The organism is Mesobacillus boroniphilus (genome assembly GCF_018424685.1).
GTDB classification, from domain to species: domain Bacteria; phylum Bacillota; class Bacilli; order Bacillales; family Cytobacillaceae; genus Mesobacillus; species Mesobacillus boroniphilus_A.
The window spans coordinates 224,177-237,145 of sequence record NZ_QTKX01000003.1; the positions used below are offsets into that span (position 1 = coordinate 224,177).

Below are 12,969 nucleotides of genomic sequence, written 5' to 3' on the forward strand. Positions count from 1 at the left end.
GGTTTAATTTTGGGAGCATTAAGGTACGTGAAATGCTTTGTTCTTTTGATTAATTTAATTAAAAAAATCCGATAAAGAAAAATAAAAATCTCAGCCAAAAGTTGTAGATAGGTTACACCATCCTTCCGAAGAGATCGTTCAATGGTTTTCTTATAATAAAGATAAGAAAAGTCATAGGAAGGTGTTCAAGATGAACCATTATATATGTAATACTTGCGGTGTCCAATTTTCCCATTCTGCTCATGCTCCTGAAACCTGCTCGATTTGCGCTGACGAAAGGCAGTATATCCATCCGGATGGACAATCATGGACAACGCTTCAACAGCTTGTAGAATCAGGGAAATATAAAAATACCATTGTCCAAGAAGAGGAAGGACTGTACAGCCTTACCACTACACCTTCGTTTGCTATTGGGCAGACAGCCTATTTAGTTCGGAATGAAGGGTTCAACTTGTTATGGGACTGCATCACCTACCTGGACGAAAAAACAGAAAATGAAATACATTCTCTAGGAGGAATCGATGCAATCGCATTATCCCATCCGCATTATTATTCGACACAGGTTGAATGGGCTGAACGATTCGGAGCAAGCATTTATATCCACGAAGCAGATCGCCAGTGGGTCACTAGGCCGAGTGACAGGATCATATTCTGGTCTGGTGATTCTCTGGAGCTTGATGCGGGTGTAACATTGCATCGTTTGGGTGGTCATTTTCATGGGGGAAGTGTTTTACACTGGGGAAATGATTTGAACAAGCAAGGGGTACTTCTTACTGGCGATATCATTCAAATAGTGGCCGATCGACAATGGGTAAGTTTCATGTATAGTTATCCAAACCTTATTCCATTGCCAGCTAACAAGGTTCAGGAGATGGCAGCTAAAGTCAGCGTTCTAAATTTTGACAGACTATATAATGCATTTCATCGTGTCATTAAGGAAGATGCCCATCAGTCTGTTCAAAATTCCGCTAAGAGGTATATTGAGGCTTTGGAGGGAAAGTTCGTTCATATAAACAACTAAATGATCATCTGAAATAACGCCTGGTTGGTAAAACCAAGCGCTCAATGGGAGCAAGGGGACGGACCTTATGCTCCTTTTTTCGTAATTACTTTGGAGGCAAAAGGTATGTCCCTCTGCATCTCATCGTACCATTCTAGCCCATTGAAATTAGAATATACTAATGCTAGTAGTCTATAATTATAGATTATTGGAACATGGATCATGTGGATGTTGGTGCGATTTATCTATAATGCCCGTCCTGTTTGAATGGTATTTTAAATGGTCTTGTTGTTCAAAGACTTAAGCAGATGTAAACAAAAGGTTTCTCTCATCATTATTATATTCGTTCCAGAATGGCACATGGAAACCGACCCCTGCCTCTTGTTCAGCACCAAGGGGGCAGTCGATGTAAAAGGTGTTTTCGGAACTGGAAGACGTTCAGGTTAATGCTTCTGAATAAACGTGAGGTGGGTGCAGCGAAATGTGGTATAGATTAAAAAGACTTCACCAACTGAATGGATGGGCTACCTTATTTTTGTTCATAAGTGGCATCTTGCTTTTCATTCCTTCATTAAGGGGGCCATTGGCTTCATACCGTGTCATGTTGAAGGATGCCCATATTTGGATCGGTTTTGCAACTGTTGCCTTCCTTCTGGTTTATTTCCGCTATTTCGCTTTCCACTACAAAGTCATAAAAAAACAACAAGGGAAGAAACGGAACCTTGCGATGGTTATTGGATTGATCATCGGCTGGATTATTAGCGGTATGGTACTCACCTTTCAAAGGAGTCTGCCTGAAGAAATCGTTCAGACTTCATTGATCGTACATGATGTATTCACCTGGATTGGTCTGCCGGTCCTCCTTTTCCACTCAGTGACTAGGTCAGGATGGTTTAGGAAAAGATCAGATCTACTGCAAGAAAAAAAGAAAGAACTATATGCCTTCAGCCGCAGAGGATTTTTCAAATACGGCATTGTCACTTTGCTTGCGATCTTTTTGGGTCCATCTATTTATAAATGGCTTAAACAAGTGATGGATGATGGGGGATCGACACTGCAGGAGGTGGCGCTGAACAGCACAAATGAGCTCTCGCCCCTGCCAATTCCCGCCACCCAATCCTCCCCTCCCATTGGTGGAGGCTATGAAGGGAAATTCCGTGTTTATACAGTAACGGAGACACCGGTTTTTACGAATGAAAATTGGAATTTTACGATGGATGGACTCGTTGATGAACCAGCGTCGTTGTCATGGGAAGAATTCGTCAAATTGAAGAGAACAGTCCAGGTCAGTGATTTTCACTGCGTTACGGGATGGTCCGTGCTTCATGTCACGTATGAAGGCATCCTGCTGAAAGATCTCATGAAGAAGGTAAAGCTGAAAGAGAACGCCTCCCATCTAAAATTTTACTCGGGCGACGGTGTCTATACGGACTCATTGTCCCTTGAACAGGCAGCCTTGGATGATGTCATGGTCGCTGTGCTCATGGATGGAGAGCTGATCCCGTCAGATTATGGAGGCCCCGTCCGGCTGATTGTTCCCAAAATGTATGCCTATAAATCTGTGAAATGGCTTGTCAGAATCGAAGCTATCGATCATGTACACGAAGGCTACTGGCAAGTGAGGGGATATGATACCGATGCATGGGTAGGATCATAAGTGACAACTTGACCTAATCTTGTACAGAAAGATGGAGCTGTAGAAAAAACAAACAGGGAGCAAGGGTGACGGACCTTTTGCTCTTTTTTTCGCAATTGTTTTTGGGAGCAAAAGGTATGACTCTCTGCTTCCTGTGGAAGCGATAAATAAATGGAGGAATACAAAAAAGCCGCTCTGTTAAGAGCGGCTTTCCTCATTAAGGGGGGATACAAGGAAATTTAGGCGATCAAAAATTTTTGCTGGACTGGCTATTGCCATGTGATTAAATCGCAATAAAGGGATAAGTAGTTGCGCTTTCCCTATTTGCTGACATTTTTCACTCTCCCACTTTGAACATTTGGGTGGGGGTTAACCCCTAGCATCACTGCCAGGGGTTTTTGGTAATGTTGTCTATATGCCTAAAGAGCAGTGAGAACACCACCCAATCAAGCATTTTAGCGCCATAGTCAGCAGGCAGGTCCACCCATATACCTGCGTACCCTTGTGTGCACCAAAGAATAAACACCAAAACCAAGTATCCACCAACAATCTTCAATACGTCCAATAAATTTGCCATTGTACATTCCTCCTTAATGAGTTGAGCTTCCCAATACCCAAACCCATTAAGGCGGGCCGTTCCGCCCGTTATCTAAATATTACCACAAGTGGATAAAACAAGCTATTAATCGGCCTTATGCATCTGTTAAGTAAATAGCTCAATGCATCTCCAATAAGCTAAAATATGAAAAAGAGCAAAGGGGGCGTCCCAAAATCATTATTTTGCTGCGTTTATAGCATAGAGCTGAAGTTCCTCATCGTCTTGAGGAAGAGTCACGTATCCTTCAAAAGTCATACCAAGCTTTTCAAGGAGTTTTGAGGAGGAAGCATTGTCTTTGGTTGTAATGGCAACGATTCGTTCCAAACCTAGTTTACGGGCATATTCCAATGTTCCTTTTGCTGATTCAATGGCATATCCTCTTGATTGATATTCGGCAAGGAAGGCATATCCAATATCGACATCCTCTAGCCCATCCCGTTTAATCAAGCCGCATAAACCAACCGGTAGTTGACTCTCTTTTAGTTCAACCACAAAAAGGCCGAACCCAAATCGTTCGTACATTTTTCTTGGCCCGGTCAAAATATAATTCTTAGCATCCTCAAGCGACCGAATGCCTTTATCTCCAATGTATTTTAGCCATCCTGGTTCATTCAGCAATTTAAAAATAAACTCTCGGTCACTGACTTCTAGCCAGCGGATTTTCAAACGTTCTGTTTCAAATACAAGCACATGCCCTACCTCATTTCTAAAAAATAATCCAGTGTAGCACCATCTTATCATTATAGGAAGTTTTCGAGTAGATTTTTAGAGAAGGGGACAATTATAGAGTTTCATCCTGTTTATTCTGCAGTTTGTAATGCCATACCTACCAAACCGTCCCTGTATCTCATCGATTGTCTCACGGAACGAAAGGAAGAACCTGCTCAGGCATTATGCTGTCTTTTAATTGGTGGAAGTATAATTGGATTGATTATTTACCTGATCAGTGATCCAACGAGGACGGAGAGCCTTTTCGCAGCTTTGAAAATATGAGGACTTTTCCTTGCTAGTGGCACAGCCATCACAGCGAGTTATTTCATTTGGCCAAAAAAACAAAGTCACAAGCCGAACTGGATGATGGATAGGAAAATAACTGCTTCATTAAAGGTTACGTGTTCGGATTGCTATGCCGGCGATTTGGTCCTTTTCATTTATTGAGGCATTCTTACTTTAAAGGATTTAGGCCGCTCCTTATTGAATTTTCATATTAATAAGGTGCAGGAGTTTAAAAGTGCTGTTATCTTGTATTCAACAAATGGTATTTATTGTGTAGTGTTAAATCTGTAAGAGAAAAAAGGAGGATTCTATTTTTGAATATATTAATTTTGGGTGCAACTGGACGAGTTGGAAGTCAAATAGTAACTTATGCTCTTCAGGATAGACACCATGTTACGGCATTAGTTCGCACTCCAGAGAAAATTCAAATAAAAAGTGAAAATTTAAACATTATTCAAGGGAATGTTTTAAATGAAAAGGATATTGTAAGTGCAATGCACGGGATTGATGTAGTCATTAGTGCACTAAATACTGATGGCACAACCACTCTATCAGAAAGCATGCCACTAATTATAAAAGCAATGGAAAACGAGGGTATACAAAGAATTATCACTATAGGAACTGCAGGAATCTTACAAAGTAGGACTACGCCAACTTTACTCCGTTATCAGTCAAGCGAATCAAAGCGTAAATCAACCCGTGCTGCAGAGGAACATCATAAAGTTTACGAGATACTTAAACAATCATCACTTGAATGGACTATTGTATGTCCTACGTATTTACCGGATGGAGAAAGTATAGGTGAATATCGGGTGGAGCGTGATTTTTTGCCGGTGGCTGGAGAGAAAATATACGTTTCGGATACAGCAGAATTTACATATAAGCAGATTGAAAGTAACAATTATTTAAAATCACGTGTAGGAATCGCCTACTAAGAATATTCTCTTCCATTATTGTTTGCTGTCAAATGAGACATGGGGAAGGTGATGCGCCTCAACAATTGTTACATCCATAAGCAATGCTCTAAAAAAGCTGCAGGCTATTAAGATAGCACAAATGTTCAATAGTGAGTAAAGGGGGGATAACCCTCTTTTTTTGCATCTAGAAAGAGGTTAAGGTGACATACATAAATAACGGGATGGAGACAAGGAGACCGCTGTCCCGATGGTGAGACAGCGGCATTGTGATGTGCACGCGCGAAATCGTCCTACCTTGACGACACAACCAAGAACCGTATCGTCTGATCTGTATGGTTGTACCAATAATGCGTTTCGCTGGCTGAAAAGAACCAGGATTCTCCTTGTTGGAGTTCGATCATCTTTGTACCTACTTGCAGGGTTAAAGTTCCTTCTATTACATAGACAAATTCATGTCCGCTATGTGCAAATGGTTGTCCGTCGCTTTGGTTTGCTGGGAGAGTGACGAGTATCGGATGGAATTCTGGATTTGGGACTTGCTGTGTCAGGTCTTTATAATGAAATGAACGTTCACTCATCGGTTCATTATTACTTGGAAAAAAGGTACTTGGATTGACGCCAAGAACTTCGGATATTTTACGAAGGGACTCTAGTGTGACGCTGGACTTTCCGCGCTCTACTTGTGAAAGAAAGCTTATGGAAACACCTGCTCCTTCCGAAAGTTCTTTCAATGTCATTTTTTTCTCTTTACGGATTTCTTTCAGTCGTACACCGATCATAAAACTCCCACCTTCCTATTTACCATTTTTAACTTAGATGAAGATTGTGTCAATTTGAACATTGTTGACAGAAAATTAACTATTATCTAAAATCTAATTATTGAAGTGTCACTTCAATTTTAAAAAAGGAGGAAGAGAAAATGCAACAGTTAGATAAGAAAACAACTTATCGTGTATTAATCGCCAGCCTCGTTGGCAGTTCCATTGAATGGTTTCTGACTATTTCTTGTATGGAACAATGGCCGCCCTTGTATTTAATCAATTATTCTTTGTCAACGAGGATCCAACAGTAGGATTGCTTTTAGCTTATGCATCGTTTGCACTTTCGTTTTTTATCCGGCCATTCGGAGGAATTATTTTTAGTCATATCGGGGATCGAATCGGCAGGAAAAAAACACTCGTTTTAACATTGAGCTTAATGGGTGCTGCAACTTTTGCAATGGGTATCTTGCCAACATATCAAGCTATCGGTGTAGCTGCACCGATCATTTTGATCACCCTTCGTCTGATCCAGGGACTTGGAATCGGCGGGGAATGGGGAGGAGCTTTGTTGCTTGCAACTGAGTATGCTCCAGCAGAACGCAGAGGATTCTTCGGTTCGATTCCGCAAATGGGTGTGACGATCGGTATGGTGATGGGTACACTCGCTCTTTGGCTCATGAGCTTATTGCCTGAGCAGCAATTCATGTCATGGGGCTGGCGCGTGCCATTCATCTTCAGTGCATTGCTCGTGGTCTTTGGTTTATGGATCCGAAAAGGAATCGATGAGACACCGGAATTCAAGGAAGTTCAGCAAAAAGGCGAAATTCCAAAGCTGCCAATCGCTGATACCCTTCGCTATTACTGGAAAGAAGTGCTGATCACCATCGGTGCGAAAGTGGTGGAGACAGCTCCATTCTATATTTTCAGTACGTTCATAGTTTCCTATGCGACAAGTACTCTAGGATTCAGCCGCTCCGCTGTGTTAGGTTCCGTCATGGTGTCAACCGTCATTACGACGATCCTTATTCCAATCATGGGAAGTCTGTCAGACCGCGTTGGCCGTAAGAAAATGTATATCGTCGGTACAATAGCAATGATGGCTTTTGCTTTCCCATACTTCTGGATGATCCATCAAGGCAGTGTACTCATGCTGGTTTTGGCGACGATCATCGGCCTGGGGATCATTTGGGCTCCGATTACGGCAGTACTTGGAACGATGTTCTCGGAAATCTTTGATGCCAAGGTTCGCTATACTGGTGTCTCACTAGGTTATCAAATCGGGGCCGCAGTCGCTGGCGGTACAGCGCCGCTCGTTGCCACAGCGCTGCTCGCAGCATTCGATAATTCCTACGTCCCAGTTGCACTCTACATCATGTTCACTGCAGTGGTATCACTGATTGCCATCTGGGCAGTGAAAAGCCGCGTTGAACCAACTGTGATTACTGGTAAAATTAGCTCGGCCAAATAATTTGGCCGAGTTTTTACATAAGAAGGAGAGATTATACATGCTTATACTGAACGAACAACTGATCCAATCCATCTATAAAATCGAAGATGCCATTCGAGATGTCGAAGCGATGTTGGTGGCGATTCACGAAGGGCGTGTTGAAAATCCCCATCGGACAGTCCTGAATGTTCCTGAACGCAAAGGATCTGTTCTCTATATGCCAAGCTCGGATGGAACATCCATGGCAGCGACCAAAATTGTCTCGATTTTTCCTGATAACAGCTCAGTAGATCTTCCAACCACACAAGGAGCCATTTTACTCACAGAACTACAAACAGGAAGACATATAAGCTTATTGTCCGCTTCCTATTTGACACGATTGAGAACCGGCGCATTAAGTGCCATCTCAGCCCGCCACCTCGCCAGGCCAGACAGCCAAGTGCTGACCGTCATTGGCACAGGCGGAATGGCGTTCGAGCAAGTACTTGGAATAGTGAACGTCCTGCCGATTCAAGACATCTACTTAATCAACCGTTCCATCGATAAGACATACACATTCGGCGAAAAGCTCAAAGAGGCAGGTATTACCGCTAAAATACATACCGGAGTCGACCGCAACGAAGCCGTCGCACAGTCCGATGTCATTTGCTGCGCGACCCGGTCAACGGAAGAAGTATTTGATGCTGATTATGTAAAAGCAGGGACACATATCATCGGAGTAGGGAGTTACTTACCAGAGATGCGTGAAATACCGTTGGGTGCGATTGAAAAAGCAGAATTGATTTATGCGGATGATTATGAGGGGATGAAAGCCGAAGCTGGAGAATTCATTGATGCGGTGGGAAGAGGGAAATGGTCGTTTGATCAGCTTTCGGGGACGTTGGCTGAACTTCAAATGAATCCCGTTGAGCGTGGAATTGAGGATATTACTATTTTTAAATCAGTTGGAGCGGCTCATTTTGATTTGGCTGTGGCAAAAGGGGTTTTTAAGAAGGCTAGTGAGTTGAATAATGGGGAGTAGGTTTTTCTGTAGATCCCCAGTACTGTTTTTTGGGGTAAGGGGAAAGAGTTCCTGGCCCCAAAAACTTTATAAACCTTTTGATGGGAGAATCTTCGGATTTTCTTCTATGTTTTTTAGAAATGGGAGTTTTCTAACTTTCGATTACATAATATTAGAAATTTCAATAATTCTAAATCCTCTGTCCTGATAGTTAAAAACACTCATCTTTTAGAAGAAGAACTAGAAAGCCAATTCTTACTCCTTTATTTCTATTTCAGAATGAGACGCAGAACCGTCCCTGTGTCCCATTTCAATACCATAATGTGTGCTGAATGATTTAATTTAACAAAATTGTTTATTACATTTATCAATAAGGGACGATTCCGTTGTCTCGAAGTAAGTAAAAATATGTTATTTTTGGGACGGTAAAACCGTCCGCTGTCTTGGAAAATGATGAGGGAGCCCTGACTTGGTGTTGGGGTTTCTTTTATTAGCTAAACAGATGGTCAATGGACCGTGGGGAACTATATGGTAATTTTAAAAATACTAAAACAATTTTTTTGCTTCAATATTCTACAGGTATATAAATATGTAGAATCAATATTACTGTAGAATTATTTTGCGTCATTCTAATCAGTTAACGTTAATGATTTTAATATTACACTAATTTTAGAGGCGTTATTTTGAGATTTTAGTATCGCAACAGTGTAAATGTTGACAAATAACTGTAGAATTGTTATCCTGTTTTTAACAAATTTAGGAGGTTTTTAAATGGCTATTCTACAGAAGTTTACTCAGGGTATCTCGGGTGAATGGAATTATCGAAAAGAATTAGTTTCCTTGTTGTCTTCGAAAAAGTATAACAATTTTACATTCGCTTCCGCATTCGCTACAGAAAGCGGTGTAGATTTAATTGAAGAATTTCTCAAGGAACTAGGTGGAAAAATAGAAGTATTCATTGGGGTAAGGAATGGAGTAACAACCTACCAAGCAATTGCGAAATTGCTTACGCTTGGAGCAAAAGTATATGGTATCGACACTGGTAGTGCGGCTAAAATTTTTCACGAAAAAACCTATACTGCCAGTAATAAAGAAGAAGCCCTTATCCTAACTGGCAGCGGTAACTTAACTCGTGGCGGACTTGTTACGAATATTGAATCAGGTACTTTAGTAAAATGTGATTTGAAGAATGAGAACGACATGGAATACTTTCAGCAGTGTCTTGATCAATTAGAGATTCTTAAAAAAGATTACCCAAGGAATGTTTATGAAATTACCGATGTTCATATGGCAAAGGAATTATTGACAAATGGTATTTTACTAGATGAAAAGAAAACAGTGCCTAGGACAGTAAAAGGTACTTCAAAACCGAATTTAGCAACTTACGAAGTTCCTCCGATGAAAACCTTTATAGAGAAAGTTGAAGGCAAAAAAGCTTATAAATCAGCTAAAAAAGAAGAAAACTATGTATTGGCTGTTCCTAATGAAAGTCAAAATGATTACAATCTGTTAAACTTTGAAGAGATTTGGCGAAGTAAGGAACTTACAGAACGTGATCTTAATATACCTTCAAATGAAGCTACAAACACCACAGGTTCTATGTTATTAAAAAAGGGTGTCTACGACATCGACCAACAAACATACTTTTATAATGAAGCTTTTGGGGATTTAGAATGGACTCCGGGAATAGGTAAAAAAGCTCATTTCCTTTATGCTAAGGCTCATTTTGATTTCTTAATCGACGGTGTTTTTATAAAAGGCTATGATTTGGTGGTAAAACATGACCCTCGTACTGATACAAAAACTTATTTTCAAAAGCAGCCAATGACTCATTTACTATGGGGTAACGCCAAACCTTTGGTAGCTAAGCGGCATTTACTAGATGAAATTATGACCTTATATAAAGACAAAAATAATTCTGGTAAATTTTTGATTAAGATTGAAGCGGAAGAATAAAAAAATAGAAAACCTGTACATTCTGCGTAGGTGTACAGGTTTTTTTATGTTATAATAAGAACATACGTTCCCTTAACATTTAATAATAAATTAGTTGAAAATGTGTTAGAATCGAGGAAGGTGATAATAAAATGAGATTGAGACAAGATGCATCAGCTGAAAAACTTGCAGGTAGATATTACACACCATATGATTTAGCTGAATTTATCGTACAATGGGGTACCTCAAATATTGATATTAATAATATTTTGGAGCCAAGCTGTGGGGATGGGGTATTTTTAGAAGCGCTGCGTCATATTGATATGAATTTCAATTGTTCAGCTATAGAAATATTTGAGGAAGAAGCATTAATAGCTCAAAATCGACTCATTCTAGATGAGAGATTTAATATCGTCGTATCCGATTTTTATGAATCATATATTGAACTTGTAGCTAGAAATGAAAAATTTCAATTTATTATGGGGAATCCCCCATATATTCGTTACCAGTACTTAACTCCGGAACAGCGTGATATTCAATCTAATATCTTGAATATGAGTGGAATGAATGCAAATAAATTAATAAACGCATGGGTTGCATTTGTAGTCGCAGCGGTAAGTGTTATGGATAATGATTCTAAAATAGGGTTTGTTATTCCAGCTGAACTATTACAAGTAAAGTACTCAGAGCAATTAAGAATGTATTTAATGAGAGAATTAAATGAAATTACAATTATTACTTTTGAAGAACTTGTATTTCAAGATGTAGAACAAGAAGTTGTAGTGTTATTAGGTAGAAAAAGAACCGGCCATCAGGGTAGCCATGTCATGAAAATACTTGAATTTACTGATGTTGAAGACTTAGTGAATAACTTCACTACCGTGAATAGAGTTAATCGATTTCAACCGATTGATATGAATACAGTGAAGTGGACAAAGTACTTTTTGACAACAGAAGAAAATAGAGTAGTTCAGGAAGTAATTAATAATAGAAACACCATTCGATTCGCGGACATAGCAGAAGTAGATGTTGGTATTACTACAGGAAATAATAAGTTTTTCTGTGTTGACCATAAAACAGCTGTAAGCTATGACCTTCTAAATATTTCTAAGCCGTTAATTGCAAGAAGTGTAAATATTCCAGGTGTCACTTTTGATAATGATGATTGGCAATACAATATCGAAAGTGGATCAAGAACATATTTATTAGACTTTAACCAAGTACAAGAAGAACAATTAACGGAGGGACAAAGGGATTATATAAGACAAGGAGAAGTAAATGGTGAGAACCTTGGCTATAAATGCAGGATTAGACAAAGGTGGTATGCTATACCGTCTATCTGGGAGCCTGATGCTTTCTTTTTAAGAAGGAACTATCACTATCCTAAATTTGTCTTAAATCAAAATCATGCAGTAAGTACTGATACCATGCACCGGGTGGCATTTAATATGGGTGTGAGTCCTAAAAAAGCTGTATTATCATATTACAATAGCATTGCCTTTGCCTTTACAGAATTAGAGGCTAGAAGTTACGGTGGTGGAGTCTTAGAGATCTTACCTAGAGAGTTAGAAAATGTTCGTATTCCTAACATTTTTGATTTAGTCATAGAAGATGAGATAGTGGATATGTTATTTAATTTTCTAAATCAAACAATTCGTGAAGAAAGAAATATTGAGGAAGCTTTAAATTTAATTGATGAGGTATTACTCATAGAGCGAATGGGTTATACGAGAGAAACTGTCAATAGTCTCAGAGGAGTTTGGCACCGTCTAAAGAACCGCCGTTTAAGCAGAGGGGTTACTACGATTATAAACGAAATTTAATTAATTTATGTATAGATCTTTGAGCAAGAGACGTATCCTAATCTTTCATTTTTTTCTCAACCGATGAAGTGCATCTACTTTGAGCAAGCTGGCAGCATGGAGTGATTTTATGCTTCCTTTTATAAAATGAATTGTTATTAGGATTTTAAGATGCTTAGTTAACGATGGAGGGAAGCTCTGACTTAATGTCGGGGCTTCTTTATTTAGTCCGATTCATGAATCTTGAACACCTTAGCATTCTCTCCAAAAAAAGTTTAATTTCTGAAACAAAAGAGCCATCTCCGCGTTCGCAACTCTATTATTCCAGGCGAGATATGGTATTCACACATTTTAAGGTTTTATAAACAATCGCCTTCACCAGCTTGTCTAATTTTAATATAGATGCAATTGCTTCAAATTAATGAAGCCTTCGAACAAGGAAGGTTTCATTAATTTGAATATTCTGGAGCCTCTGAAACAAATAATTGTCCTGAGTAGAATCCCAATGTTTAGCAGTGAAAATTCCAAGTGCAATTGAAAGATTTGTTGATGAGCTTCCAATTCCACCTGTGTTAACTATTGGCGAAGAAAAATATGCATATTGGGTATAAGTGTAGCATTCGGCAGAATTAGTTCCACATTCCTTCTGTATGGGTTTCAGACGCTTTCTTTTTAAAAAGAAATAATAAATTCCTAAGTTTGTACTAAATAGTATTGATGCGGTGTGTACTGATACCATGCATAGGATACGATTTAAAAAGATATTGACAGGGATAAAGTACTGCTTTCTTATTACAATAGTATAACCTTTGCTTTTACTGAGATTGAAGGTAGGTGAAGGCCTGTCCAGTTATATTCATTAATTTATTTTCCAATT

At 39.4% G+C, this 12,969-nt stretch carries 9 protein-coding genes and 1 pseudogene; 7 read left to right on the forward strand and 3 right to left on the reverse strand.

What is annotated here, in order from left to right; all coding sequences use genetic code 11:
• Nucleotides 1-190 precede the first annotated feature (190 nt).
• Together DYI25_RS18470 and DYI25_RS18475 are read left to right on the forward strand one after the other, a co-directional pair.
• On the forward strand, nt 191-1,021 hold the full coding sequence (locus tag DYI25_RS18470) for an MBL fold metallo-hydrolase (RefSeq protein WP_213371703.1): 831 nt from the start codon (nt 191-193) through the stop codon (nt 1,019-1,021).
• Nucleotides 1,022-1,481: 460 nt separating this feature from the next.
• Nucleotides 1,482-2,657: a molybdopterin-dependent oxidoreductase gene (locus DYI25_RS18475; RefSeq protein ID WP_213371706.1), complete on the forward strand. Its 1,176-nt coding sequence runs from the start codon at nt 1,482-1,484 to the stop codon at nt 2,655-2,657.
• A 361-nt stretch (nt 2,658-3,018) separates the two neighbouring features.
• On the opposite strand, the gene DYI25_RS18480 is transcribed toward DYI25_RS18475, so the two are convergent.
• The gene (locus tag DYI25_RS18480) at nt 3,019-3,213 is read right to left on the reverse strand and encodes a hypothetical protein (protein ID WP_213371708.1); all 195 of its coding nucleotides are present in this window, start codon (nt 3,211-3,213) and stop codon (nt 3,019-3,021) included.
• A gap of 198 nt (nt 3,214-3,411) precedes the next feature.
• Nucleotides 3,412-3,924: a GNAT family N-acetyltransferase gene (locus DYI25_RS18485; protein WP_213371710.1), complete on the reverse strand. Its 513-nt coding sequence runs from the start codon at nt 3,922-3,924 to the stop codon at nt 3,412-3,414.
• A 620-nt stretch (nt 3,925-4,544) separates the two neighbouring features.
• On the opposite strand from DYI25_RS18485, the gene DYI25_RS18490 reads away from it, so the two are divergent.
• Nucleotides 4,545-5,165, forward strand: a complete 621-nt coding sequence (locus DYI25_RS18490; RefSeq protein ID WP_213371712.1) for an NAD(P)-dependent oxidoreductase — start codon at nt 4,545-4,547, stop codon at nt 5,163-5,165.
• 272 nt (nt 5,166-5,437) lie between these two features.
• On the opposite strand, the gene DYI25_RS18495 is transcribed toward DYI25_RS18490, so the two are convergent.
• The gene (locus tag DYI25_RS18495; RefSeq protein WP_213371714.1) at nt 5,438-5,926 is read right to left on the reverse strand and encodes a helix-turn-helix domain-containing protein; all 489 of its coding nucleotides are present in this window, start codon (nt 5,924-5,926) and stop codon (nt 5,438-5,440) included.
• A gap of 140 nt (nt 5,927-6,066) precedes the next feature.
• Here DYI25_RS18495 and DYI25_RS18500 point away from each other — a divergent pair.
• The 4 genes and pseudogenes from DYI25_RS18500 (at nt 6,067) to DYI25_RS18515 (ending at nt 12,113) form a co-directional block, all read left to right on the forward strand.
• Nucleotides 6,067-7,376 (forward strand): annotated as a pseudogene (locus DYI25_RS18500) (MFS transporter).
• Between the two features lie 37 nt (nt 7,377-7,413).
• Entirely contained in the window at nt 7,414-8,376 is a 963-nt protein-coding gene (locus DYI25_RS18505; protein ID WP_213371716.1) for an ornithine cyclodeaminase family protein, read from the forward strand.
• Nucleotides 8,377-9,126: 750 nt separating this feature from the next.
• Nucleotides 9,127-10,311: a phospholipase D family protein gene (locus DYI25_RS18510; RefSeq protein WP_213371718.1), complete on the forward strand. Its 1,185-nt coding sequence runs from the start codon at nt 9,127-9,129 to the stop codon at nt 10,309-10,311.
• A gap of 131 nt (nt 10,312-10,442) precedes the next feature.
• Nucleotides 10,443-12,113 (forward strand): Eco57I restriction-modification methylase domain-containing protein, encoded by a 1,671-nt coding sequence (locus tag DYI25_RS18515; RefSeq protein ID WP_213371720.1) that lies wholly within the window; start codon nt 10,443-10,445, stop codon nt 12,111-12,113.
• The last annotated feature ends 856 nt before the right edge of the window (nt 12,114-12,969 follow it).